This is a genomic window from Salinimonas profundi, from assembly GCF_014750655.1.
Taxonomy (GTDB): Bacteria; Pseudomonadota; Gammaproteobacteria; order Enterobacterales; family Alteromonadaceae; genus Alteromonas; species Alteromonas profundi_A.
Genome location: NZ_JABBXD010000004.1, coordinates 72,471 through 98,947, shown reverse-complemented (window position 1 = coordinate 98,947; position 26,477 = coordinate 72,471). Strand labels below are relative to the sequence as shown.

The window sequence follows — 26,477 nt, the reverse complement described above, 5'->3', positions numbered from 1 at the left end:
AACCGCTATTTATGGAAAGCCTGCAGCTAACGGGAGTAATGAGTGTTACGATTTTTACCGGTCCTGTGCCTGATATTTTTAAGCTCACTGGCTACGGCAAAACCAGCCAATAATCAACATGTGGTTCTTATATCTGTCGATGGATTGCGCCACGACTATATCGAAAAGCACCAAGCCAGTGAACTGTCCCGTATCGCGGCTCAGGGCGTGCGGGCAGAACGAATGACGCCGGTTTATCCGGCTAACACATTTCCAAATCACTTATCATTGATTACCGGTCGCTACCCGGTGAATCACGGTATAGTCAATAATCGGTTTACTGATAAAACCCGGAGTGATGGGAAGGACTTTGCCAAATACAGTATGGGCAAAGGCTTTAAAGATAGTACATGGGTCAACGGCACACCATTGTGGAATCTGGCAGAGCTCAACGGCGTGAAAGCTGCTACGTATTTCTGGCCTGAGTCTGACGCCCGCGTAAATGGCCGCACGCCGACCTACTTCTATCATTATTCCAAGTATGCAGATTATCAGGCCCGTATTGACCAGATTATTCAGTGGTTGCGTCTGCCGAATAACGCTCGTCCAAAATTTATCGCGGGATATTTTTCACTGGTTGATAGTCAAGGCCACAAGTATGGACCAAATGCGCAACAGACTCGTTTAGCGGTTCAGGAAGTAGATGCATTACTTGGACAGCTCTTTGACCGTCTTCAGAGCTTCGACTTTCCGGTTAACCTTATCATTGTCTCTGACCATGGCATGCAATCTACTGATAAAGATAGCAGAGTGCAGGTCGATTCATTGGATATAGATACCACGTTATTTGAAATTGTGAATCAACATACGCAATTACACATTTATGCCAAAGAGAATACATCTTCACAGGAGATAACCGCGTTGAAACATCGGCTGGACAGCCAGTCAGACCAGCGCTTTACCCTTTTAAATCAGCAATTACGCAAAAAATATCATTATCCGGTGACTGCTCGAACCGGCGATATCTTATTGCAGGCATCCTCAGGTACAGTATTCACTGAGGATAAGCAAAGTAATGTGATGCCCGGAAGTCATGGATACTGGCCTGATGCGCAAGCTATGGGGGCGACATTTGTTGCCGTCGGTCCTGCCTTTAAAAGTAATGTGCAGTTACCTGTAATGAGTAACCTTGAGGTGTACCCCGCTATCGCTCATATTATGGGTTTATCCTTGTTAGGAAACATTGACGGAAAAATGGATGTAATCACGCAAGGACTTCGCTAAATACTAACGTGCACGTGGCCTTGCGACATCGTTCGCTGAGTTTGCTATTTAACCTGAGTAAGTATGGGATCAGGGCTGGCTGTCCGATTTCAGTTTGCCCTGCTTGTTCCACACTTTAGATTCCTCGCCCTTTATCAGTCTGACGATATTGGCCCGGTGCCGCGCGATAATCAGGATTGAAAGCATAGCTACAGGCAGGGTGTAGAGCGGCTTGATAAACCATACATAAAGCGGTGCCAGTGCAACTGTGATAATGGCGGCAAGCGACGAATAGCCCCAGATAAACAGCGCGACTCCCCAGGTTAGTATAAGCAGCCCACCTAGCTCCAGACCAATGGGAAGCATCGCGCCAAAAGCCGTTGCTACAGCCTTGCCCCCCTTGAAGCCAAAATAAAGCGGAAAAATATGCCCAAGGCAAGCGGCTATAGCAATGACACCGAGCGCCACCGCATCTATTCCAATCCAGTAACTGATATACACCGGAATGGTACCTTTAAGAATATCCATGACCAGCACCAAGACCGCCGGAATACGACCGCCTAAACGATACACATTCGTTGCACCAGGGTTCTGTGATCCTGCCTGGCGTGGGTCAGGTAACCGGTATAGGCGGCTGATGACCACGGCGCTGGAAAGTGAGCCGCACAGGTAAGCCACACTTACCATTAAAATAATAGTTGCAATCATGTAATACGGCCGAGGTTCAGGTTACACTTGCCTCACACTACTAAAAAGCGCGTAAATGCGCCAGTCGCATGCGTTCAGATGCGTCTGGGCGAGAATACGCCAGATGAAAAAACTGGCTGAAATATATGGATCAGATACACATCCGTGAGTTAAGCGTTGATGCGCTTATTGGCGTTTATGACTGGGAACGAACGCAGAAAACGCGCCTGTTGATTGATGTCAGTATTTTTGCTGACCTGACAGATGCCCGCACCAGCGATAAGGTTGCCGATACCATCGACTACGCGAAACTTGCTACCTTTATCCAGGAAAAAGCGGGGGCGACGCAATTTGAATTGTTAGAGGCATTGGGCCACTTTTTGTGCCAGGCCGTACTGTCTGCCTTTGCGGTTTCTTCGGTATCTCTGGCGATTACCAAACCCAAAATTCTGCCGGATGCCCGGGCTGTCACTGTCACTATTTCTGAATCGAAAAGTAATGCTCAATAAAATTCTTATCAGTATTGGCTCGAACATTGAAAGAGCCAGGCATACCCGCGGAGGTGTTGCCGCACTTAAAACGTACTTCAGTGATGTGCAGTGCTCATCAGTGTACGAAAGTGAGGCGGTCGGCTTTGACGGGGAAACATTCTACAATCTGGTCGTCAGTGCTTATACCGATCTTGATGTGGCGCAAGTTAACGACATACTAAAGGCAATTGAACAGGCGCACGGACGTACGCACAGTGAGAAAAAATTTTGCTCGCGGACATTAGACCTGGATCTTTTAACGTTTAATCACGTAGTGACTTCGCAGCCTGTCACGCTGCCCAGAGAAGAGATTCTGTATAACGCATTTGTATTGCGCCCATTAGCTGAATTGGTGCCGGATGAACGCCACCCGATTGAGAACAAAACCTATCAGCAGCTGTGGCAGCAGTTTGAGAATAAAGACCAGCCATTGTGGCCCGTAGTATTTGACTGGAGAGACGTTTAAGCAATGACGCTTTTTGAAATTATTATTCTGGCAATCATTCAGGGAGTCACAGAATTTTTGCCAATCAGTAGTTCCGCCCACCTGATTCTTCCCGCTGAGTTATTAGGTTGGGTCAATCAGGGGTTGGCGTTCGATGTGGCCGTGCATGTAGGTAGTCTGCTTGCTGTTATGATTTATTTTCGTGAAGATATTCTTCGTATGGCGGGTGCCTGGCTAACCAGAGGGTTTTCATCTGATCAGACACAAGACAGCAGGCTGGCGTGGTATGTCATACTGGCAACCATTCCTGCGGTCATTGCCGGCTTCCTACTGAAAGACTGGATTGAACTTAATGCACGCAGCGCGCTGGTCATTGCCGCGACCACTATTATTTTTGGTCTGCTGTTGTGGTACGCGGATAAGGCTGCCAGGCATACCAAAGACTTGTCGGCAATGGGCCTGAAGGGCGCCGTGATTATCGGCCTCGCGCAGGCTTTGGCACTGATTCCAGGCACTTCGCGCTCAGGCATTACCATGACCGCTGCGCTGATGCTGGGCTTTAACCGGGAGAGCGCTGCACGCTTTTCGTTTTTGCTGTCTATCCCGGTTATTCTCGGGGCAGGCACACTGGCAGTGCTGGAACTGGTTGGCTCCGGCGAGCAGGTCGACTGGAGTGCGCTTTTTTACGGTGCGGCGTTTTCCTTTGTCAGTGCTTACCTTTGTATTTATTTGTTTTTAAGCTGGATTTCCCGTATCGGAATGTTGCCGTTTGTGATTTATCGACTGATACTGGGCGCAGTATTGCTCTGGTTTGTGTTCGGGTAAGGGCAAACTGAGGGTTGCCCTTCATTCACATAAAAAAAGGATTCGCTATGTCTGAAACTATTTTTACTAAAATTATCAATCGCGAAATCGATGCTGAAATTCTTTATGAAGATGAGCTGGCTCTGGCGTTTAAGGACATTAACCCCCAGGCACCGGTGCACTTTCTGGTAATTCCTAAAAAGGCCATAGCAACGATCAATGATATTGCCGAGCAGGACAGAGAGTTAGTCGGTCATTTATCCATTGTCGCTGCCAAGGTGGCTGACGAAATGGGTATTGCTGAGGAAGGGTATCGTACAGTGATGAACTGCAATGAGTTTGGCGGGCAAAGTGTTTACCACATACATTTACATGTGCTGGGTGGTAAATTACTGGGCTGGCCGCCTTACACGGACAAGCCCAAGAACTTAGAATAATCACCAGTGATGATTACGCAGAGCGGCATTACGCCACTCTGCGTTTGATAATTACAGACCTAACAGTTCTTTACCCTGATTGAAGTGGATATCTACCGGGATATCGGCTTTTTCCAGTTTCGCCAGATCACTGGCCAGTTCGGGCTTAATCACACCCATTTTTTCCACCAGCTGGCTGACGCCTTTATAATCACCGTCTCCCTGTAACGTCAGGATTTTTTGAGACAACGATTTTACTGCCGCCTGCATTTTGTCCATATTAACGCGGTACATGCCTTTCTCGGATTTCTCAAAGGCACCTTCCTGGGCAAAATAATTGAATCGAATCATATTAGCTTTACCGTGGGCACTGGAAGCACCAAAGCGTACCGAGCGAAAAATGCCGGCCATGAAGGTCACGTAATAATCCTCCAGCGTTCCTTCGGTGATTTCACCTTTCTCCAGCAGGCTTTGCACCATATACAGGCCAAGAATATCGGCTTTACCTTCTTCTAATGCCGATGCGTGCTCTTTTAACGCTGCGCGAACGGTACCCTTGCCATCCAGCGTGTTTTTGATGCCCAGGCCATGTGCGACTTCATGGAACATCGTGTTTGCAAAGAACGCATCGAAGGTAATGTGCTCACGCTGCTCTGGCACAATCAACGCCTCAGAAATAGGCATCAGGATTTGATCAAATTTGGCACGCATAGCATTTTTCAGTTGCAGACGGCGTGTACCTTTTTCCAGCTGAACCCGTTCGTCATTAGGCAGGTTAATCGCAATTGTTTTACTGCCGGCATTAGAGTGACCGGCATAATACACAACATCATATGCGCCTAAATCAGCATCAGAACCCGGCATCTGCGCCTTGTATTCTTTCGGTACCGGCAGGCCTTGTTGTAATTCAGGCAAGAATTGCGCATAACGCGACAGTTTATCGCTCCATGCTTTATCCTTGATAAGCACGTAGGCTTCGAACGCGGCGCGATAACCAAACAGCTGATCTTCATAGGTTTCAATAGGGCCAATGACCAGCTCTACCGGATTGGTTTTCATATCCATCCATGCCATATCTGAATCAAGGTATTCATTGCTAACTAACGCTTTTGCACGCAATGTCAGATAATTTGCAAAGCCTTCGTCTTCAGCAAGTTCAGCCGCCTTGGTTAAAAGCTCTGCCGCTTCGTTCAGCTGCGCTTTATAGGCTTCTGAATAGGGAATAGTGTAAAGTTCGCCCTTGTCGTTGCGACGAACCAGCGAGTAGAGACCTTTCTTATCGTCAAAATCTGCTTTTTCAAACTCTTCTTTAGTCATGTCTTCAGGATAAAACTGCGCACCCTCAGGTTTGCTGTCAACATCGGATAAGAATGCTGCATCACCATTTAAGCGATCCCAGGGACCATAATTAATTTGCGCAAAATGGGCAATCTCGTCATCGTTCAGGCGATTAAGAAACGCAGATTTTTCTCCCCCGAATGCCTGTTGCCAGAACAGGTCATCCATAATTTTTGCTGCATCGATAAGCAACGCCACCATTTTTTGCTGATTGTCGCTCAAATGACTAATGTCTGCGTCGAGATCCACGGGTTGATAGATAGACAGTCTTTTGCGATCAATGGTTAAGTCTGATTCCTGGTTCTCAATATTGCCTGCGGATGCAACCGTTTGTTGCTCCGCTGTGCCAGAGGCTGTTTCATTCTCAGGTGCGTCACTGCAGCCGGTATTCAAAAACACTGCCGCGGCAACCGCGACTGCTGTTATAGTCATTCTGCTTTTAAACATAGTTCTCTTATCAATTGTCATGTTAGCGGGTCATTTTTATTATCGGGACTTCTTAATCCCTTGTCTGTAGAGCGGTTGACTGTGCTACCCAACCCTGTGGGTCAAGCATAACCATTCCTGGGCGGCAACGCTATAGTATCCAATACGTCCGACTATTTTCACACACGTGCGCAATGGTAAATTGGCTGATATAGTTAATCAGCAGGGAAGTGCTGATGCCATGTTGAAGCTATTGAAAAATAAAGCGGCCTTTGTCCTCCCATTTCAAATAATAATGATTCTCTTGCCGTAAAAGGACAGTCTATGTCTACAGAAAATGCACTACTTTCCATCCTTGTAGAAAAAATCAACAACGATACGCTGGTATTACCTACTTTGCCGGCTATTGCCTTGCAGGTGAGGCGTACCGCTGATGACCCGGATGTGAATCTGGGGAAGATGGGTGACGTGATCAGTAAGGATCCGTCACTGGCAGCCAGGATTATTAAAATTGCCAACAGCGCCTATCTTGGACGGACCGTCAAGGTAAACTCTGTCAGTCAGGCAGTTACCCGAATCGGTCTGCAGCAAATTAAAAATATTGCGACGGCACTTGCGATGGAGCAATTGTTCGTATCAAAAAATACACTTGTAGGTGAATATCTTCGTAAAGAGTGGGCCGATACCATAGAGGTGGTTGCCAATGCGCTGGCAGCGCTACAGACCTATGCCAATAAATCTAATAAGCGTGAAATCAGTGTGGATACCATGACGCTGACAGCACTGGTTCATAATATCGGTGTGCTACCCATTCTCACTGAGGCCGAACGCAACGAAGATGTGTTTGCCAATCCGACGTTTTTAGATGAAGCAATTCAAAAAGTCTCCGGTCCTATCGGAGGCAGCATCATGCGGGAATGGGGCTTTGGGCCGACGTTTGTCAACTCTGCCGAACACTGGCGGGATATTTCTATGGTGCCCAAAACCCTTGGCTATCTGGACTTTGTCCGGGTAGGCGCAGCCCTGGCCGGTCGAATGGGCGACAAGAAAGAGGTGGTGCTAACACGTGCGATAGAACGCGGCGCGCTCGGCGGTATTGAAGATGTCGAAACCGACGCGTTTGCCGAATTACGGAATAACGCGCGTCAAATCTTCGCCTGATCACTGGTTATTAACCTGTGTATTCGCTGCAGAAGCTATCTTTTTGTAGCGAGTACGCTCCAGTGTGATCATCAGTAAACCCAGCCCTAATCCCCATACCGGTGCACCCAGTTTAAATAAGGTCATTCCCGACGCTGTACATACCAGTGTCATCAACGCTGCTTTTCGGTAACGCTCCGGCATCATGCTGTTAAACAACGCGCTTTGTAGTGTGCCCAATAAGGCGAGTCCTGCCAATAAATGAATGACAACGTCAGGCATATGGGTAAACAGGGTGACCACAAAGCCTGCCGCCAGACCTAAACCGATATAAGCGCCTCCGGCGACCACTGCCGCCAGGTAACGATGCTCTCGCTTGTGTCCGGCATCTTCACCCATACAGATAGCTGCCGTAATAGCGGCGTAGTTAAAGGCAAAACCTCCCAGCGGCCCAAGCATGATTTGTAGGGCGCCCAGTCCGCTGAGCACGGTTTTGTGATCAGGCTTAAAATCATAACTTTTCAAAATTGCCATGCCAGGCACATTCTGCGACAGCATGGTGATCAGAAATAACGGCAGACCAAGGCTTATTGCAGAGGCAACAGAAAAGTCCGGTGAGACCCACACCGGCGTCGCAATACCGGCCTGCCAGTTCAGTTCGGTCAAATCACCTAACCAGATGCTGTATCCCACCCCCAGCACCAGCAAAAGCAACATCAGATAACGAGGGATAATGTGGCCGGCGATGATGTACGTAGCGACAAAGATGGCAGTGACCAAAGGCGCCTCAGTCACATCAACAAAGATATTCAGACAAATCGGTAACACGATCCCCGCCAGCAGCGCGGAGGCGATATTGGTGGGGATGTCGGTAATTAATCGGGTTAGTGCACGACTTTGCGCACAGGCCAGCGCGCAGAGACCGGCGACGATAAACGCCCCGATCACTTCACTTAGCGGAAACGCCGCTGCCGCGCTAAGCAAAAACGCCGCGCCAGGCGTTGACCAGGCGGTCACTACCGGAATTTTGTAGCGCAGGGAAAATACAATGCAGCTAAGCCCCATGCCAATGCCTAACGCAAATAACCAGCTTACAACCATGCCTGGTGAAGCACCGGCGGCACGTGCAGCCTCAATGACCAGTACCACGGCACTACTGTAACCCACAACAACCGCAGTTAGCCCTGCGGCAATATGACTGACACTGAGTGATTTAAACACACGGGCTCCTTTACGCATCGGATCTGACTGGTACACTGTGCGTTAAAACGCACGGTAAAAGATAGCATTGTGCGTTATAGCGCACAAGAGGCAAATTGTGAAAGAGTCAGCACATATCACGCAGCAAATTGCTGCTCAGCTAAAATACACACGTAAACAGAAAGGATGGTCACTGGATAAAACGGCACAGGCTACAGGCGTATCTAAAGCCATGCTTGGTCAGATTGAGCGGGAAGAATCGAGCCCGACCATTGCGACGCTGTGGAAAATCGCGACAGGGTTGGATGCCTCATTTTCGTCGTTTATTAGCTCACAAACTAGCGATGCTTATGTGCTTAGTCAGCAACGGCAGGCGGCGTTTACCCATGATCCTGATATGCAGGTGACAACCTTATTTAAGTTTAACCCGGTCACCCGGATGGAAACCTTTGAAATTACCCTGACCAATCATCACGAGCAGCGCTCATCGGCACATGCTTCGGGCGTGACTGAACATATACATGTATTAAAAGGGGAGCTGGCGGTTTATCAGCAAGACGTTTGGCATACAGTCAAAGCCAACGAGCAATTTATTCTGCAGGCAGATACAGCGCACGGCTATCGGGATGAAACCGGTGAGACCACGTTTATCGATATCATTTGTTATCCGTGACGGACCGCTATAAAAAAGCCGGGCAATCAGGCCCGGCTTTATGACAATGCTAAAAAACATTGAAGTGCATTAGTCTTCTGTCAGTTGCAGTGTTTTACGCATATCATCCAAAAAGACACAAAGTTCAGACGACATCAGCGTAAATTCAGCGTCAAGTCGGGCCGATGCCTGATCTTTTGGAATATCGTCCATCTCTTCTTTCATACGATCAGTAAACTTGATGCGCTTAAAAGAACCATCTTCGGCAATAAGCGCTGTTAGCGTATCCTGCCACGCAAAACCGATTTTTTGTACCAGCTTGCCTGAATCGAGATGTAACTGAATCTCTTCACTGTCCAGCGGTTGATTCTTGCAGCGAATCACGCTTTCCAAATCGTCGGTAGACTTAAGCTCAGCCTCTTCAAGCAGCTCGATATTGTCCGGGGCACCGTCTGTCAGCCAGTGAGTAAGCTCCGATTGCAGACTACGGCGCGCCAGCGGCACAACGGGCAATGATGTGATGGCTTTTCGGACCATGGCCAGAAACCCTTCGGCTTTACCATCTGATGAGCTGTCAACAACAACAAGATTGTCAGGCAGCGAGATAAAGCCATGGGTATAGCTGTTTTTGGTAAACGCGCGAGGCATCAGTTGGGTAATGATTTCCTGCTTAAGATCGCTTTGCGCTTTCTTGCCAACAGGTGAGCCTGTCTCCGCTTCAATTTTCGCGACCTTCTCAGCCAGCTCAGCATTGACAACCGTTGAGGGCAGAATGCGCTCCTGCTTTTTGATGGTGATCCAGTAACGTTCCTGAACTTTATGGAACATCATGGTTTCCTGACCCACCTGAGCGAAAGGAGAAACAAATCCGCTGGTCGCCAGATCCTGACTGCCGCATGGCCGGAATGTGAATTCACTTAACGCATTTTGCAGGTCATCGTCGTCCAACGATAAAGGTTGGGTTATTTGATAGGCTTTTATATTTTTAAACCACATTGCCACACGCTACTTTCAAAATTACGGGCGGCAAGCGTACCAATCGGACACCCTTCGCGCAACGGCCTTTCGGGGTAAATTTACTAACGACGCAGCGGGAAGCGAATATGATAGCTCAGGCCCTTACCGGGGGCGCTGGTGGGCGTAATAGTGCCGTTTAGTGCCTGTGTCACCAGATTATACATGATGTGCGTGCCCAGGCCGCTGCCGCCTTCACTGCGACGCGTGGTGAAAAAGGCATCAAAAAGCTTATCAAGCTGGCCCTCTGTGAGTCCTTTTCCATTGTCACTGTAGTCCATAATGACCTCGTCACCCTCCACAAGCACCGTCAGTTGTACTCTGCCATTGTGGATACCGTCGAAGCCGTGAATCAGTGAGTTCATCACCATGTTAGTGATGATTTGGGCAATGACGCCCGGTGCACAGCGAATGACCAGATCATCCGGGCACTCAATATTGAATTTATGCGTAGTATGCTTAAAGCTGGGTTTCAGTGACTGCATGACCTCATCGATATACTCACCCAGATTGAACTTGCGCTCAGCGTCACTGGTTTGGTCCACTGATATCTGCTTGAACGATTCGATAAGCTCACACGCACGCTGCAGGTTTTTCATTAACAACGATGTGGTTTGGTGTGATTCGTCTAAAAAGTTTTCCATCTGGCCTGCGGTCAGCGTCTTGTCTTCAAACTGCTTTTGCAGTTTATTCAGCCTGTCTTCCAAAAAGCTGGCTGCGGTCACACTTACTCCGATGGGTGTATTCACATCATGGGTGATACCGGCTACAAGCCCACCCAATGTGGCCATTCGCTCAGACTCCAGCAGCTGGTCTTTAGCCTGATTCAGTGTATCCATTGAGCGGGCCAGTTCGGTGTTTCGCTTTCTCAGCTCATTTTCCACACGCTGCCGGTTTTCTATTTCAGCGCGTAACTCGCGCTGGTTTCCAATCAGCTCATCTTTTTGCTGTTCAAGATCCAGCATAATTTGCGACAGCGATGCTGTCTTTTTGGCAACTTCCTGCTCCAGTAACAGATTTTGTTCATCAATTTGCTGGTAGCTGCGCTCCAGCTTCATTTGCGTACCGCGCAACTTATTCTGCGAGGCAATCAAATCATCTATGACCTGGTTATAAGAAAACTGTAGCTGGCGTAACTCGTTATCATCTTCGACAAAAACAGATATTTTGGAATCTTTAGGGTGTTCCGGGTCAAAGGCGCTCATTTGTTCAGTAATGCTGGCCAGAGGCTCTGACAACAGACGGCGGAAGGCGGTCATAAAAAGAAAAACCAGAAACGCGGTTTTAACGATGGCATTACCAATTAAAAAGAAGATGCCGATTTCAATCCGGCTGTAGATAATATCGAAACTGGAATACAGGGTGACGTCGCCGACATGGGACGCGCGGCCGGAAAACTCAAAAATAAGCGGAAAGCTGTAACCAAACACACCACCGGGGTGGTCCTGCATCATGCCGCTGTTAATAGGTTGTCTTGGCTGGTCAGCCGTATTCCCGAGATTTGCAATGTACTCGCCGGTTTCATCACGGATCTGCACGCCTTCCACAATCGGCAGTTCCATCAGTCCGCGGGCAATAGTCAGTGCCTGCGGCGTATTCAGCTCCCATATTGCACGGGTCAGACTGGTAGAAAATGTGTTTTTGAGGGTTTGCAGTTCGCCTTCAATATTCTGCTTGGTGCTGAAATACTCGGTGAAAATCTGGCCCAGAGTCACAATAAATGTCAGGATAAAATAAACCGACAGCACGCGAGTCAGCAATTTTTTCGACAAGCCGGTTTTTACTGGGGTCATGTGAACCACATATCCTTTCCCTGATTCATTTCCTCATGCCCAAGAATATGCACAAATTGGTGTTTAAACAAGCAGAATAATGTAAAGCCCACTTTGCAATGGTTTGGTCAAAAACTTGACATATAACTGTAACCCATTTAATAAAACTGTCACAGATTCAATGAATAATGGCGGCGTTTAAAAATGAGCAGGAAACAGTCTATGTCTCGGACAGTCTTATTGGTAGAGGACGAAGCGCCAATTCGCGAAATGTTAAAGTTTGTGCTGGAGCAATCAGGGTTTAATACCGTAGAAGCGGAAGACTATGATATTGCTCAGGAAAAAATCTGTGAGCCATATCCGGATCTGATTCTACTGGACTGGATGTTGCCGGGCGGTAGCGGGGTTCAACTGGCAAAAAACCTGAAACAACACGAGTTTACCCGTGATATTCCGGTCATCATGCTTACTGCACGTGGCGAGGAGGACGATAAAATCCGTGGGCTGGATGCCGGCGCCGATGACTATATTACCAAGCCGTTTTCCCCAAAAGAGCTGGTGGCACGCATAAAAGCAGTGATGCGACGTGTTACTCCAACCTCTAAAGAAGAGCCAATCGAGTTTAACGGACTGAAACTGGAACCGACGTCCCACCGTGTGTCTGCTAATGATGAAGCGGTGGATATGGGGCCGACCGAGTTTAAACTTTTACACTTTTTCATGACCCATCCGGAGCGGGTTTATTCCCGCGAGCAGCTTCTGGATAACGTATGGGGGACGAATGTGTATGTAGAAGATCGTACCGTAGATGTTCACATTCGCCGACTTCGTAAGGCGATTGCCAAGCACAGCCACGATGCGATGATTCAGACGGTGCGCGGCGCAGGATATCGCTTTTCCACAAAATAACTTTCCTTACAGGCACAGTTCTCTACACTGTGCCTTTTGATGCTCATCTGCCCAACCAAGGTTCAATGCGTTAACTATGTACTATCCTTTCTCCTGGTTAAAAAGCCTGCTGCGATTAGGCGGTTATTTACTGGTGTTTGCTGCAGTGGGGTGGTACCTGGATGATATGTTACTGGCAATAACGCTGGGTGCGCTGGTCTTGCTTACCATCAATTACTGGCAACTGCTTAAACTGAATCGCTGGCTGTGGCATAGCCGCAAAATGTCTCCGCCCACGGTAAAAGGGGTGTGGGAGCATATTTACGAAGGTATCTATTATCTGCAGCGGCGTAATCGTAATAAACGCAAAGAGCTGGGCGAGCTGGTAAAGCGTTTTCGTGAGGGCTCCGAGGCACTTCCCGATGCTGCGGTAGTAGTAGATGCCAAGGCAAATATCATATGGTGTAACCGTCTGGCGCGGCTTGATTTGGGGCTGAAGTGGCCGGCTGATGCCGGGCGGCGTCTGGATAACCTTATCCGGCATCCTGACTTTATCGCTTATTTCCATGCCGGTGATTTTGACCATCCCATCGAAGTGCCGGCTCCTACCAATCCGGGCAAAACATTCGAATATCGGATAATGCCATACGGTGAAGCGCACTTGCTGCTGATCGCCCGGGATATTACGCGGGTGTCTCAACTGGAAGAAATGCGCAAGGATTTTGTGGCCAACGTGTCTCATGAGCTGCGCACACCACTGACGGTATTGCATGGTTACCTTGAGTTGCTGCCAGCCGATGACCAGGTCGATCCGTTTCAGGCAAAAGCCATTAGCGAGATGTCAGCACAAACACAGCGCATGCAGAATCTGGTAGAAGACTTACTGGTATTGTCGCGTATCGAGGCAAGCTCAGAGCGCATTTATGAAAATATTGTTGATATGCCAGCGATGTTCCGGCAGTTGGAAGCCGAAGCCCAGGCATTAAACAAAGATAAGCATCACACCATTACTTTTCACATTAATGGGGAGCTGAAAGTCTTTGGGGTAGAAACCGAACTTCGCAGTGCCTGTTCCAATCTGGTTTTCAATGCGGTGCATTACACACCTGCCGGCGGGCAGATAGACGTTTACTGGGACACCGTCAGCGACGGGGCACGGTTTACGGTGGTTGATAATGGGGATGGTATTGAGCAAAATCATCTGGCCCGTCTGACAGAACGGTTTTACCGGGTGGACAAAGCCCGGTCGCGAAAAACAGGCGGCTCGGGGCTGGGGCTGTCAATTGTTAAACACGTACTGACTCACCACAACTCACGGCTGGAAATTGCCAGTACTGTCGGACAGGGTAGCGAATTTTCATTTTTGCTCAGTCAGGAACTAATAGCAGGAACATAATGCTTAAAACGATCGCTGCGTTATTTTGTTGTGTCGTATCGGGGGCGCTTATGGCTGCCACCCAGGATGTTCCTGAATATACTCGCCAGCCAGGTGTGGCAGGAAAAATCACCTCCGTGGGCTCTGACACTCTGGCTAACCTGATGACATTCTGGTCGCAGGAGTTTAAAACGCTGTATCCGCAGGTTAAATTTCAGATTCAGGCATCCGGCTCATCCACAGCACCGCCGGCGCTTATCGAAGGTACGGCGACGATAGGCCCGATGAGTCGGGCATTAAAACCCAGCGAAATTCGCGAGTTCACCCGTGCACATGGCTATCCACCTACTGTATTACGGGTAGCCATGGATGCCATTGCTATTTTTGTAGAGCGGCGAAACCCGATTGAAGGGGTCACGCTGCAGCAGGTCGACGCCATTTTCTCGCATACGCGCTTCTGTGGCGGGTCAGAACCCATCACGCGCTGGCATCAGTTGGGTGTGGATACCGGCATCAGTAACTCTCCCATTCGTTTGTATGGCCGTAACTCCGTGTCAGGTACCTATGGACTGTTTAAAGTGATGGCACTGTGTGATGGCGATTTTCGCGCTACGGTGAATGAGCAGCCCGGGTCGGCTTCTGTTGTGTTGTCGGTAGCAACCAGTCGAAATGGTATGGGTTACGCCGCGTACGGGTATAAAACCGCCGGCGTGAAGGCGCTGCCCATCGGCACGGATAAAGCACACCTTATACCGTTGACCAGCGATACAGTGCGCAATGAAACGTATCCATTTGCCCGTTTTTTGTATCTGGTGGTAAATAAAGCCCCTGACAAACCGTTACCCGTGCTTGAAAGAGAGTTTTTGCGGTTCATCCTGTCCCGTCAAGGGCAGCAGCAGGTCGCACGAGACGGCTACTTTCCGGTACGCGATGATGTACTGCTGCGACAGCGGCGGTTGCTTGATGGAAAATGACAGCGCGTCGATACGAATCCAGAAACGGCCGACAGCCAACCTTTTACTGTAGTCTAAAAATACGCTGTCAGAGCCAGCGTGGATGAAAAAGCGGCGAGCTACGCTCAAAACCAGGTTGCACGCAGCGCCTGTGTGTTTTCAACTCATTGATTTTAATTTGTTATTTTTTAGTTCCTGCGAAAATATAAAACTTTTGTGACAGTGTCATAATGTAACAAAAGTGTCATTAAGCTTATGTAGTCTTCTCCTGTCTTTTAAAAATACATAGTCCTGACGGAGAATCGAATGACTATTAAGCATCTGTTTCAAGCATCTGCAATTGCCAGCGCGCTAGTGCTTGCTGGTTGCGGCGGTGATATCAATATCAATGAAGGTGACGTAACTAACGAAGGCGGCACTGCTAACCCCACCCCGACTGATCCTCCGACAGATGGTGATGCTAACCCACTGGTAACTGCTGGTCTGGCATCAGATGTTTCAGCAAATTTCCCTGAAATCACAGACAAGCCGGTGTATCAGTTATCTTCAAATGTTGAATTTAATGAAGATGCGACATTGAGCGCCGACGCACACTGGGTGCTGGATGGTCGTACCGCAGTAGGTGGCGACAACGAAAACTCAGCGGTACTGACGATTGAAGCTGGTACGACTATCATCGGTCAGGCTGGTGAAGATTTCCTGGTGGTTCGTCGTGGTTCACAAATCATGGCAAACGGTACAGCTGAAGCGCCAATCACCATGACATCCATCCAGGATGTAACCGGTCAGGAGACTACCATTGGTCAGTGGGGCGGCCTGGTATTGTTAGGTCGTGCTCCGGCTAACTCATGTGGTGACCAGGTCGGTGAAACCACTGAGGATGAACTGAATAACTGTGGTGTTTCTGCTGAAGGTGACGCAGGTCAGTTTGGCGGCAACATGCCTGAAGATAGCTCAGGTAAACTTAACTACGTTGTCGTTAAGCACGCCGGTCGTACGCTAGGTAACGGTGATGAGCTAAATGGTATCAGTTTTGCGGGTGTGGGTTCAGGCACTGAGGTTGATTACATTCATGTTCACCAGAACCTTGACGACGGTATCGAGTTTTTTGGCGGAACAGTTAATGTGAAGCACATTGTTCTGACTGCGAACGGTGACGATTCTTTTGACTGGTCATTCGGCTGGACAGGTAAAGCGCAATATGTGCTTATCAAGCAAGATGCCGCAGATGGCGATAATGCGTTTGAATCCGACAACAGTGAATTTGATGCAGCGGCGACACCGCTGACAAACCCAACCGTTGCCAACGTCACTATTCTTGGCGCCGATGATGCCAACGGCGTTCGTTTACGCGCAGGTACTGCCGGTGCGTTATCAGGCTTTGTTATCACCGGTCCGGATGCCTACAGCAACTGTCTGCGTGTTAACGGTGCGGAGTCTCAGGCGAATGCCGATGCAGGTGATTTGACAATGACCAACTCTGTTGTGGCATGTGCTGAAGGCAATAACTTCAGTGATGACGAAGGCACCGAAGGCTTCACGCAAACATGGTTTGAAGGTCAGGAAGGTAACAGTGTTGTTGCACAGGATGGTCTTGGACTGGCAGACAATGGCTATCAGCCGGCGGAAGGTTCAGTACTGCTTGAAGGTAGCGTCAGCATTGACGACAGCTTCTTTGATGCCACTGACTTTATCGGCGCGATGGATGCGACTACTGACTGGACAGAAAGCTGGGTAACAGTAGGTCTGGAATAAGGCTTAGGTTATTAAGTCGATGAAAATGCTTAGGCGCCTGATTCGGCGCCTAAGCTGTTAGAAGCCCCCTAATTCCAGATTCAGCTCTAACGGAGTTTTATAGCATGATTTACAAAAGCCGTTCGATGCCATCAAAATCGAAGCTATGTTCAGCAGTGAGCTTTGCACTTATGGCGAGCGCACTTTCCTCTCAGGCAGCTCTGGCGCAGGAAGGTCAGACTCAGGCCGATGATCAGGAAGTCATCGAAGAAGTGGTAGCCACCGGCACACGACTTAAAGGCACAGCCGCCGCTGTTTTGCAGGAACGTCAGAATCAGGCATTCGTAGCAGACATACTGGGTGCTGATCAGATCTCACGTACCGGTGACGGCGATGCAGCATCTGCACTTCGTCGTGTGACAGGTCTTACCCTGGTTGATGGTAAATTTATTTATGTACGTGGTTTGGGTGAACGCTATTCAAGTACCCAGCTAAACGGTATGGGTGTACCCAGTCCGGATCCTACCCGCTCGGTTGTACCGCTGGATTTATTTCCTGCGGATATCATCGAAAGCCTGAATGTACAGAAGTCTTTCTCTCCGAATATGCCGGCGCACTTTGGTGGCGGTAACGTCAACATTCGCACCAAGTCCATCCCTTCTGAATTTGTTTTCAAGGTATCCGGTGGCGTTGATTATAATACTAACAACTCTACTGACGGTTTTTTCTATAGTGGCGGTGGCGATGACTGGACCGGCCGCGACGATGGTACCCGTGCGCTTTCTGGTATTATCCAGTCTAATCTGGATAAAGCGCAGGCTGATGATGGTATTGAAGGTTCGGGGACCTATCCGCTCACGCTTGAAGAGCGCAAAGCAATGCTGGGCTCAATGTTCTGGGATATTGGCCCGGACCCAAAAAATGTTGATCCCGCGTTTGATATTGGAGCGACATTAGGCAACCGCTTTATTACCGATGTTGGTGAAATCGGCTTTCTGTCGGCCATTTCTTACGAAAATGAATGGAATGTGGGCGAGGAAAAGTCGGGCACTAACCTGGGCACCGTAGGGTGTGCAAGCTTGCCTGACAGCGAAACCGCTAATGGTAAATGCTTCGCGCAGTCTTACGATGGTGTTGAAACAGAGCAAAGCGTTAGCTGGAGCGGCATGTTCAACGTGGGTTACGAATATAACAGTAATCACCGGTTGGAACTTACCAACGTGATTCTGCACGATATGAACGATCGTGTTCGTGTACGTGACTTTGTTGATGTTAACGAAACCATCTTTGGTACCCGTGAGCTTGAACGTGTGGATATGCTGTTTGAAGAGCGTCGCATGACGTCCAGTCAGATTAAAGGCACGCACAACTTCCCTGAGCTCAACTTCATGTACTTTGACTGGTATGCCGGTACCAGCCGCGCAAATCGTGACGCGCCCGGTGGTTTATCAGCGACATATCAGAACAATCTGAACAATGGTGAGCTTGTCTCTCAACAGCTGCAGGATGTGTCTGCGACCAACGTAAACCGTCAGTATCAGAGTCTGCGCGATGTGTCTGATACATGGGGCTGGAACTTAGGTTATCCCATTATGCTTGATGGCATTGACCTTGAGGTAAAAGCCGGTGCAGATTTCTTTGAAAAAGCCCGTAAAGCTGAAAACATCACTATTCAGGTGCCGCACCGTGCAATAGCCGATGACGCACTGTTTGGTGATCAGATTGATGAAATCTTTTCGGCTGATCAGTTAGCCAGTGACGACTTTTACGGCAGCGCAACAGGTGCCGGTATTCTGCAGTCGAATATGGCTGACGGTGACGAGTATGCTGCCGGCACCAAAATCGATGCATATTACCTGATGGCCGACGCCTTTATTAACAATAAGTGGCGTTTTTCCGGTGGTGTAAGGTACGAGGACTTCCGTCAGATTTCGGTGCCGTTTTCGGCCCATGCCAACACGTTCTCGGTAGAGCCTGACGAGATTGCCCAGCTGGCATTTATGGAAGATGATTTCTTCCCGTCACTGGCGGTGACTTACATCATGGATGATGAGATGCAGTTTCGCTTCAATATCAGTGAATCAGCCATCCGTCCGGATTTACGGGACATCAGTACTACTTTCTTCATCGACCCGCTGACAGAGTTCCTGGTACGTGGTTCACCACTGCTTAGAAGCTCGAAGCTACGCAACGCGGATTTTCGTTGGGAATGGTATCGTGAAGCCGGCAACAACCTGTCAGCAGCGATATTCTATAAAGACATCGAAAACCCCATCGAGCTGGTTGAACTGGGTACAGTAGGGGGCGCAGCGCCAAACCTGCTGACTGCCAATGGTGAGTCTGGTGAACTGTATGGTGTGGAAGTCGAATTCCTGCAGGATCTGAGCATTATCGATAACCGTTTGGTCGACTTCTTCGTTACCGGTAACGTGACGGTGTCCGACTCAGAAGTTGTCATCGGTGCTGCCGATGATGATCGCACCAGTCTGTTTGAGCGTCAGTTACTTGATGCGCTGGATGCGACCAGTGCCTCGAATATTGTTACCAACAATGTTCGTCGTCTGGTAGGTCACTCAGAATGGGTGCTGAACCTGCAAATGGGCTATGACTCGCCTAACGGTGAACATTCAGCCACATTGGTTTATAACGCCTTTGGTCCGCGGATTATCGTACCGGGTACACGGGGTAATGAAGATGCAGAGGAGCAGACGTTCCACTCCATCGATTTTAATTACTCGTATTATCCGGATTTCAATTCGCAGATTAAATTCAGTGTGAAAAACCTGCTGGATCAGGAAAAACGTATTGAACAGGAAGGCCTTGATTTGTTGCGTGAAGAGCGCGGCATCGAATTTGGCCTAAGCTATAGCTACACGTTCTAAATCCCGCTAAGAGCCGCATGCTGCGGCTCTTTTTTTATCCTCAGAAAGAAACCTCCAACTGCGTTTATATATGACAGTCATGTAATAAAACTGTCACAGAAAACTCCTATCCTACGCGCAGTTTCTATTCTGGTCGGTGCATACCGATTTTTTTAAATTAAAAGGTTTGAGTGTATGAAGCTTTTCAACTCCTTGCTACTGGCAAGTGCCATGATGGCATCCGCTGCTATGGCGCAAGATGATGAAGATTTAAAACCCGTGGTGGATGAGGCGGCCAAGATCAATGAATCGGCGGCGCAGTCACAGGAAAAAATCAATAAAATCACCAACCAAATTGACAGTAAACTTCAGCAGTTTAAAACCCTGAATAAAGAAATTGAGGGCCTGGAAGTTTATAACGCGCAGTTGCGCAAACAGATCGAAAATCAGAATCAGGAAATGTCTGATCTGAACGACTCTATCGATGAAGTATCGGTGATTGAGCGTCAAATCACGCCATTGATGATTCGCATGATTGAAGGTCTTGAGCAGTTCATCGAACTGGATGTGCCGTTCTTACCGGAAGAGCGTGCGAACCGCGTAGCTGATCTGAAAAACCTGATGGATCGCGCTGATGTTGCCGCATCAGAGAAGTTTCGTCGTGTAATGGAAGCGTACCAGGTAGAAATGGAATATGGCCGCACCATGGAAGCGTATAACGGCATCCATGAAATTGACGGTCAGGAGCGTGACGTTGAGTTTTTACGCTTAGGTCGTACAGCACTGATTTACCAGACGCGTGACGCCAGCAGTCAGGGTGTCTGGAATAAACAGACTCGCCAATGGGAAGAGCTGGACAGCAGCTACCGCACCCAAATTACCAAAGGCCTGAGAATGGCGAAGAAACAACTGGCACCAGACATGCTGATGCTGCCAGTGGCAATGACAGAGTAAGAGGTTGATGACCATGTTTAAACAAATGAAAAAACTTGTAGTTGGTCTGACTGCCGTTGGCCTGAGCTTCGGCGCCGTGGCCCAGAGTGACCGCGCGCTTGATCTGGACGCGTTGCTTAAGCAACTGGAAGAAGGGCAGTTTACGCAAAGCCAGCAGAACAAGCAGCGTGAAGAGCGTTTCATGCAACAGCGCGCGCAGCAGGATCAGATTCTGGATGACACACGTGCCAAACGTGATCAGTTGTTACAGCAATCTGAAAAACTTGAGACCCAGTTCGAAGAAAACGAATTTAAACTGGCAGACTTAAACGGTGCGCTGGATAACCGCATGGGCTCACTCAAAGAGTTGTTCGGTGTGTTACAGCAAGTCGCTGGTGATACCAAGAGCAAGTTCCAGAACTCAGTGATTTCAGCGCAAATCCCGGGCCGTTCAGAATTTTTGGATAACATGGCGCAGGAAATGGGCAAAAGCTCAAAGCTGGCCTCTATTGAAGAAATCGAGCGGGTCTGGTTTGAAATTCAGCGTGAAATGACCGAATCAGGTGATGTTGAAGCGTTTGAGACCTCAGTGGTTGAAGCGGGCGGTGAGAAAGTTACTAAAGAAGTGGTTCGTATTGGGCCTTTTGCGCTGGTATCAGACGGTAAGTACCTGGATTACAACGGTACTACCGGCACGGTTGCAGAGTTAGTACGTCAGCCGGCTGACCGTTATCAGGATTCAGCGTCTGCGCTGCAAAACTCAGACGGTAACATCGTTGAGTTTGGTATTGACCCTACTGGTGGTTCCATCCTGGGCTTGCTGGTACAGGCACCAACGCTTAAAGAGCGTGTTGAACAAGGTGGTGTGGTTGGTTACATCATTCTTATTGTGGGTGCATTTGGTCTGTTCCTGGCTATCTGGCGCTTAGTGGCACTGACTATCACTAAAGCAAAAGTCGATAAGCAGCTTAAGTCTAAAGAAATCAAAACAACGAACCCGCTGGGTCGTGTACTGAAAGTACGTGATACGTATCCGCATGCGGATACCGAAGCACTGGAGCTGCACCTGACCGAAGCCATTTTGGGTGAAGTGCCTAAACTGAGCCGTAATCTGACCATCATCAAGATTATTTCAGTTGTTGCGCCGCTGATGGGTCTGTTAGGTACCGTAACCGGTATGATTAACACCTTCCAGGCCATCACACTGTTTGGTACGGGTGACCCTAAACTGATGGCCGGTGGTATTTCAACCGCACTGGTTACCACGGTACTGGGTCTGGTTGTGGCGATTCCGATGACGCTGCTTTACGCCATGCTTAATACCCGTAGCAAAAACATCGTTTACATTCTGCAGGAACAAGCTGCAGGGGTTATCGCAGAGCGCGCTGAGCGGAGCTAATCATGTTTGAGTTTCTCGAAGCAATTCGCGATTTCACAGAAACAGGTGGCCAGGTTCTCCTGGTCATCGGTCTGCTGATATTCGTTATGTGGCTTTTGATCCTCGAACGTGCGATGTACATCCTGGTCTGGCACAAAAGTAAGAAGAAGCAGGCTATTAAAGAGTGGAAAGCCCGCTCTGATCGCTCTTCGTGGTATGCCGAGCAGGTAAGACAGAAAAAGATTTCGACCCTGTCTATTCAGTTGAATGGCAGTATCCCGATTATTCAGGCTCTGGTGGCGCTTTGTCCGCTGCTGGGTCTGCTGGGAACGGTAACCGGTATGATTGAGGTTTTTGATGTCATGGCAATCTCTGGTTCAGGGAATGCACGTTCCATGGCTTCAGGGGTGTCCAAAGCAACGATTCCGACAATGGCCGGTATGGTTGGTGCACTGTCCGGGGTATTTGCCTCAACCTGGCTAAACCGTCAGGCGAAATCTGAACGCACGCATCTTGAGGATGCAATCATCATTGAACGTAATGTCTGATAAGGCATTAAGTTAAGGTATCAAATTATGAAGCAGCATTTTCAAAACCTGGTCGACGAAGAAGAAGCACAAATCGATATGACGCCCATGCTGGACGTTGTTTTCATCATGCTTATTTTCTTCATCGTTACCGCGTCGTTCGTTAAAGAAGCGGGCATTGATGTGAACCGTCCTGAAGCGTCAACCGCCGTCAAAAAGGATCGTGCCAATGTGCTTATTGCGATTTCTGACACTGGCGAAATCTGGATCAACAAACGCCGTGTTGACGAGCGTGCAGTACAGGCCAACATCGAGCGCCTGCACGCCGAGAATCCGCAGGGCACAGTGGTCATTCAGGCTGATAAAAAAGCTACCACAGAAACACTGATCAAAGTGATGGATGCTTCGCGCGCCGCGGGTGTTTACGACGTTTCAATCGCAGCACAAGAGCAGTAAGTCATGCCACGATTTATTATTGCATTCTTCGCTTCTCTGGCGATCACGTTAGGCCTGTTCTTTTTGATGCAGTCATTGATCAAAATGGGTGGCAGCGCACTGACGGAACCGCCCAAGGGTAGCGTGCTTGATTTTGTAAGGGTCAAGCAGGAGGAGACGGTAGAGCAAAAAGATCGCAAGCCGCGTAAACCGCCTAAGCCGGAGCAGCCACCACCGCAAATGCAGCCGCAGCAAATGGATTCACCTTCGCCAGACGCAGAAGGCACCTCCATGGACTTCAGCTCAGATGTAGGTGCAGAAGGTGGTCTTGATGGTGGCTTAGCCCTGGACTCGGGGGATGGTGAATATTTGCCTATCGTTAAAGTGTCACCGGTATATCCGCGTCGTGCCTTGCAACGTGGTATCGAAGGTTTTGTTATCGTTGAATTCACTGTGACCAAACAGGGTGCGGTTCGCGACCCTATGGTGGTTGAAGCTAATCCCGAAGGCATTTTTGAACAGGCAGCCGTGGATGCGGCGATGAAGTTTAAATACAAGCCTCGTGTTGTGAACGGTGAAGCCACGGAAGTGTCCGGTGTGCAAAACCGTATTACGTTCCAGATAGACGGGTAATTCGATATGCATAAATCATTATCAAAACGCCTGTTAGCTGCAGCCATCGTGGCATCGGTATACGGTGCCGCTGTGCCAGCAATGCTGGTTTCAACAGATGCTGTAGCGCAGCAGAAAGCCAGTGATAAGAAAACCCGGAAAGTGCCCACATTGCGCTCCAAGGTTTACGACCAGCTATCACGGGCACAAACCGCTGCTGATGAAGGTAACATCAAAGAAGCCATTTCTATTCTTGACGAAGTTGAGGGTAAGAAAAGCTCTATGAATAGCTATGAGCAGGCGATGATGTACAACTTCTATGGCTTTATTTATTACAACGACGAACAGTACGAAAAAGCGCTGGAGTCGTTTGCCACAGTGGTCGAACAGCAGCCAATTCCGCGCAAGTTCGAAATGTCGACGTTGTTTTCGCTGGCGCAGCTTCACCTCATGCAGGGTAACTATACCGATGTGGTGAAATACCTTGAGCGTTGGGAATCACTCAATGAAGGTGACATCCCGCCTAAAAACAAGGTGCTGAAAGCCCAGGCGTTGTACCAGAACAAGAACTACGAAGAAGCGGCAGGTTATATCGACCAGGCTGTTGCTGAACATGAAGCCAAGGGCATGATCCCGGATGAAGGCTGGCTGATTCTGCAGCGCGCGGTGTATTACGAGTTAAAGCGCCCCGAAAAGGTCAAAGATATCCTGGTTAAAATGGTGAAGTTATTCAACGAGCCAAAGTACTGGATTCAGTTAGCGGGAATGTTTGGCGAGCTTGGCGAAGAGCGTAAGCAACTGGCAATCATGGAAACAGCCTATCAGCAGGGGTATGTGCAAAGTGCCGCCGATATTTTTAATCTGGCGCAGCTTTATTACTACCATCGCGCCCCTTATAAAGGCGCCAGACTGATGGAGCAGGCACTGGCTGATGGTACGCTGGAGAAAAACCTGCGTAACTGGCGTTTTCTGGGACAAAGCTGGCAGCTTGCCAAGGAAAACGAGAAAGCCATCCCGGCATTATCTGAAGCCGCCGCCTTGTCAGAAGATGGTGAGCTGGATGCGCAGCTTGCACAGATTTATCTGAACGCTGAAAAGTGGCAAAAAGCGATCAGTTCTGCCGAACGGGCGCTGGAAAAAGGACAACTTCGCAACGAAGGGATGCCACATCTGGTAAAAGGCATGGCGTTGTACAACACGGGTCAGTATGCCAAAGCGCTTAACCAGCTGGCTGAGGCGGAGAAGTTCCCCAAAAGCCGCGGCATTGCCCAGCAGTGGAAGAAGTTTGTACAGTCTGAAAAAAGCAGTAAAGAACAGCTCGATGCAGGACTCTCATCCTGATAAATAAAAAAACGCCGCATGATGCGGCGTTTTTTTATTCTTGTCTCAATTGCTTGCTTTGAAAATAACCGTACAGGCTGGCAAAGAGCATCCCACCGATTGCACCGGCCAGGCACTGCAGAGCAATACCTGACGCCTCACGTGCGCCGGCTATTAGTGTCACATTCATTATTGGTTGCATTGCCAGTAACATAACCAGCATGGCAATAGCGCCAGCCAGACAAGTCCAGGGTGCGACGTGAGCGCGACGTCGCGTAATAATTACCGCCACCAGTTGGGCAATGAGCAATGCAAGTGCAATGGCGCTGCCGTATTTAGGCAACAACCCGATGATGTCATCCAGGGTGGTGCTGACACGATCAGCCAGGCTAATTACTACATCAAGTTCGGCCAGTTCATGTAAAACGCGTTGCGTGTGGAAAATACTGGCTAACAGATAAGTGATAATCCAACTGACAAAATACGCTTTAAAGAACGGCAGGGCGCTGTGAATTTGCATGGAAAAAGCAGCATAAAAATAAGATGATACGTCAGTGTAATGACTCTCTGTTGAATAATCCAACAGTTGTTAAGAAGGTTAAGTCACTGTAACTTTATCTGATACCGTTTAAGTTAACCCGGAGTTGCAATGAGATACGCCTGGATGCTGGTGGTACTGGTAAGTGTTGGTGCCCTAGCCGCGCCGCAGTCCTATTCAATATCACCCTATACAGATTTTACCTTGAATCGGCCCTGGGCGCTGGTGGCACTACCTGACAATCAGTTTATCGTGACAGAAAAGCAGGGCGCGCTGGTGCTTATTGATAAAAACGGTGAGGCGACACGTCAGCAGCAAACATTACCGTCGCTTTACAGCGGAGGGCAGGGCGGCTTGTTAGATCTGGCGTTGACGCAGGATTACGCCACCTCTCATCGCGTACTTATCAGCTATACCAAAGGCACCGCCGATAGCAATCAACTGGTTGTTGCCGGTGCAACACTGGAAAACGGCACGCTTACTAATATCGAACAGGTACTCGCGGTCACACCGGCCAAAGACACCCCGGTGCATTTTGGTGGCAGGCTGGCGGTGCTTGATGATGGTACCTGGCTGGTGACTACAGGCGATGGCTTTGACTATCGGGAACAGGCGCAGGTAAAAACCAGCCAGTTAGGTAAGATTCTGCATTTCCGGGAAGATGGCAGTGCACCCCAGTCGCCGCCCTTTGCTGAAGCGCCTTATGTTTACTCGCTGGGCCATCGGAATACACAGGGCTTAATTGTAAAAAATAATCAGGTTATCGCCCACGAGCATGGTCCGGCAGGCGGTGATGAAATTAACCTGATAAAAGAAGGGGCAAATTATGGCTGGCCGGTGGCTACCATGGGCGACGATTATTCAGGTGCCCGCATTAGTCCGTTCAGAAAGTACCAGGGGATGAAATCTCCTTTGGTGAACTGGACGCCTTCGGTGGCCCCCTCAGGCATGATCGACTACAGCGGTGAGCAGTTTCCCTATCTGTCAGGAAAGTTATTAGTCACCACACTTAAAGAAAAAGCCTTACTGGCGGTCGACTTGCGTGAATCTCCCCCTCAGATTGAAAACATATTCAGCGACATTTCACAGCGCTTACGTGATGTAAACGTGACGGCGGACGGGGCAATTTTGCTGCTGACTGATGGCGAAGAGGCCACCCTATTGAAAGTGTCGGCCAATAGTCAGTAATTATAAGCCCGTGTATGGGCATTGACCGGCTGAATACCGGTCATAAAAGATTGAAAGGCCTTAGTCATT

The 26,477-nt window shown here is 49.0% G+C and carries 25 protein-coding genes; 19 read left to right on the top strand and 6 right to left on the bottom strand.

What is annotated here, in order from left to right; all coding sequences use genetic code 11:
* The first annotated feature begins 42 nt into the window (after nt 1–42).
* Entirely contained in the window at nt 43–1,263 is a 1,221-nt protein-coding gene (locus HHX48_RS09330; protein ID WP_191024450.1) for an alkaline phosphatase family protein, read from the top strand.
* Between the two features lie 69 nt (nt 1,264–1,332).
* On the opposite strand, the gene plsY is transcribed toward HHX48_RS09330, so the two are convergent.
* On the bottom strand, nt 1,333–1,950 hold the full coding sequence (plsY, locus tag HHX48_RS09325) for a glycerol-3-phosphate 1-O-acyltransferase PlsY (RefSeq protein ID WP_191024448.1): 618 nt from the start codon (nt 1,948–1,950) through the stop codon (nt 1,333–1,335).
* A gap of 125 nt (nt 1,951–2,075) precedes the next feature.
* Between plsY and folB the strand changes: the two genes are divergently transcribed.
* From folB to HHX48_RS09305, 4 genes are read left to right on the top strand one after another with little or no spacing between them, the layout of a single operon-like run.
* A complete protein-coding gene (folB, locus tag HHX48_RS09320; RefSeq protein WP_191024446.1) occupies nt 2,076–2,438 on the top strand; it encodes a dihydroneopterin aldolase in 363 nt (120 codons plus the stop codon).
* Nucleotides 2,428–2,925: a 2-amino-4-hydroxy-6-hydroxymethyldihydropteridine diphosphokinase gene (gene folK / locus HHX48_RS09315; protein WP_191024444.1), complete on the top strand. Its 498-nt coding sequence runs from the start codon at nt 2,428–2,430 to the stop codon at nt 2,923–2,925. The genes folB and folK overlap by 11 nt, the downstream gene beginning before the upstream one ends.
* 3 nt (nt 2,926–2,928) lie before the next feature.
* A complete protein-coding gene (locus tag HHX48_RS09310; RefSeq protein WP_191024442.1) occupies nt 2,929–3,729 on the top strand; it encodes an undecaprenyl-diphosphate phosphatase in 801 nt (266 codons plus the stop codon).
* Between the two features lie 47 nt (nt 3,730–3,776).
* Entirely contained in the window at nt 3,777–4,145 is a 369-nt protein-coding gene (locus HHX48_RS09305) for a histidine triad nucleotide-binding protein (RefSeq protein WP_191024440.1), read from the top strand.
* 51 nt (nt 4,146–4,196) lie between these two features.
* Here HHX48_RS09305 and HHX48_RS09300 read toward each other — a convergent pair whose 3' ends face one another.
* On the bottom strand, nt 4,197–5,909 hold the full coding sequence (locus tag HHX48_RS09300; RefSeq protein ID WP_191024438.1) for a dipeptidyl-peptidase 3 family protein: 1,713 nt from the start codon (nt 5,907–5,909) through the stop codon (nt 4,197–4,199).
* Nucleotides 5,910–6,212: 303 nt separating this feature from the next.
* Here HHX48_RS09300 and HHX48_RS09295 point away from each other — a divergent pair, with 303 nt between their 5' ends.
* On the top strand, nt 6,213–7,049 hold the full coding sequence (locus HHX48_RS09295) for an HDOD domain-containing protein (RefSeq protein ID WP_191024436.1): 837 nt from the start codon (nt 6,213–6,215) through the stop codon (nt 7,047–7,049).
* Here the strand turns inward: HHX48_RS09295 and HHX48_RS09290 are convergent, their stop codons facing one another.
* Nucleotides 7,050–8,249: a benzoate/H(+) symporter BenE family transporter gene (locus tag HHX48_RS09290; protein ID WP_317983496.1), complete on the bottom strand. Its 1,200-nt coding sequence runs from the start codon at nt 8,247–8,249 to the stop codon at nt 7,050–7,052. It abuts the gene before it with no gap.
* 97 nt (nt 8,250–8,346) lie between these two features.
* Here HHX48_RS09290 and HHX48_RS09285 point away from each other — a divergent pair, with 97 nt between their 5' ends.
* Nucleotides 8,347–8,901, top strand: a complete 555-nt coding sequence (locus HHX48_RS09285) for a helix-turn-helix domain-containing protein (RefSeq protein WP_317983495.1) — start codon at nt 8,347–8,349, stop codon at nt 8,899–8,901.
* A gap of 69 nt (nt 8,902–8,970) precedes the next feature.
* Here the strand turns inward: HHX48_RS09285 and rdgC are convergent, their stop codons facing one another.
* Together rdgC and HHX48_RS09275 are read right to left on the bottom strand one after the other, a co-directional pair.
* Complete coding sequence (gene rdgC / locus HHX48_RS09280) at nt 8,971–9,876, bottom strand: recombination-associated protein RdgC (RefSeq protein ID WP_191024433.1); 906 nt, start codon at nt 9,874–9,876, stop codon at nt 8,971–8,973.
* 83 nt (nt 9,877–9,959) lie between these two features.
* Nucleotides 9,960–11,687: a sensor histidine kinase gene (locus HHX48_RS09275; protein ID WP_191024431.1), complete on the bottom strand. Its 1,728-nt coding sequence runs from the start codon at nt 11,685–11,687 to the stop codon at nt 9,960–9,962.
* 201 nt (nt 11,688–11,888) lie between these two features.
* Here HHX48_RS09275 and phoB point away from each other — a divergent pair, with 201 nt between their 5' ends.
* The 11 genes from phoB (at nt 11,889) to HHX48_RS09220 (ending at nt 24,703) form a co-directional block, all read left to right on the top strand.
* Entirely contained in the window at nt 11,889–12,575 is a 687-nt protein-coding gene (gene phoB / locus HHX48_RS09270; RefSeq protein ID WP_191024429.1) for a phosphate regulon transcriptional regulator PhoB, read from the top strand.
* Nucleotides 12,576–12,651: 76 nt separating this feature from the next.
* Nucleotides 12,652–13,950, top strand: coding sequence for a phosphate regulon sensor histidine kinase PhoR (gene phoR, locus HHX48_RS09265; RefSeq protein ID WP_191024427.1), 1,299 nt, complete (start codon nt 12,652–12,654; stop codon nt 13,948–13,950).
* Nucleotides 13,950–14,903, top strand: a complete 954-nt coding sequence (locus HHX48_RS09260; protein WP_191024425.1) for a PstS family phosphate ABC transporter substrate-binding protein — start codon at nt 13,950–13,952, stop codon at nt 14,901–14,903. The genes phoR and HHX48_RS09260 overlap by 1 nt, the downstream gene beginning before the upstream one ends.
* Before the next feature lie 285 nt (nt 14,904–15,188).
* On the top strand, nt 15,189–16,637 hold the full coding sequence (locus HHX48_RS09255) for a hypothetical protein (protein ID WP_191024423.1): 1,449 nt from the start codon (nt 15,189–15,191) through the stop codon (nt 16,635–16,637).
* 104 nt (nt 16,638–16,741) lie between these two features.
* Nucleotides 16,742–19,498 carry a TonB-dependent receptor domain-containing protein gene (locus HHX48_RS09250; protein WP_397541079.1) on the top strand — a complete coding sequence of 919 codons (2,757 nt, stop codon included), beginning with the start codon at nt 16,742–16,744 and terminating at the stop codon, nt 19,496–19,498.
* Nucleotides 19,499–19,672: 174 nt separating this feature from the next.
* The gene (locus HHX48_RS09245) at nt 19,673–20,431 is read left to right on the top strand and encodes a DUF3450 domain-containing protein (protein WP_191024421.1); all 759 of its coding nucleotides are present in this window, start codon (nt 19,673–19,675) and stop codon (nt 20,429–20,431) included.
* Between the two features lie 25 nt (nt 20,432–20,456).
* Nucleotides 20,457–21,809, top strand: coding sequence for a MotA/TolQ/ExbB proton channel family protein (locus HHX48_RS09240; protein WP_397541078.1), 1,353 nt, complete (start codon nt 20,457–20,459; stop codon nt 21,807–21,809).
* 2 nt (nt 21,810–21,811) lie between these two features.
* Complete coding sequence (locus HHX48_RS09235; protein WP_191024417.1) at nt 21,812–22,336, top strand: MotA/TolQ/ExbB proton channel family protein; 525 nt, start codon at nt 21,812–21,814, stop codon at nt 22,334–22,336.
* A 27-nt stretch (nt 22,337–22,363) separates the two neighbouring features.
* A complete protein-coding gene (locus HHX48_RS09230; RefSeq protein WP_139757279.1) occupies nt 22,364–22,771 on the top strand; it encodes an ExbD/TolR family protein in 408 nt (135 codons plus the stop codon).
* Between the two features lie 3 nt (nt 22,772–22,774).
* On the top strand, nt 22,775–23,383 hold the full coding sequence (locus HHX48_RS09225) for an energy transducer TonB (protein ID WP_191024415.1): 609 nt from the start codon (nt 22,775–22,777) through the stop codon (nt 23,381–23,383).
* A gap of 6 nt (nt 23,384–23,389) precedes the next feature.
* A complete protein-coding gene (locus tag HHX48_RS09220; RefSeq protein WP_191024413.1) occupies nt 23,390–24,703 on the top strand; it encodes a tetratricopeptide repeat protein in 1,314 nt (437 codons plus the stop codon).
* A 34-nt stretch (nt 24,704–24,737) separates the two neighbouring features.
* Here the strand turns inward: HHX48_RS09220 and HHX48_RS09215 are convergent, their stop codons facing one another.
* On the bottom strand, nt 24,738–25,202 hold the full coding sequence (locus tag HHX48_RS09215; protein WP_191024410.1) for a hypothetical protein: 465 nt from the start codon (nt 25,200–25,202) through the stop codon (nt 24,738–24,740).
* Between the two features lie 129 nt (nt 25,203–25,331).
* On the opposite strand from HHX48_RS09215, the gene HHX48_RS09210 reads away from it, so the two are divergent.
* Nucleotides 25,332–26,408, top strand: coding sequence for a PQQ-dependent sugar dehydrogenase (locus HHX48_RS09210; RefSeq protein ID WP_191024408.1), 1,077 nt, complete (start codon nt 25,332–25,334; stop codon nt 26,406–26,408).
* The last annotated feature ends 69 nt before the right edge of the window (nt 26,409–26,477 follow it).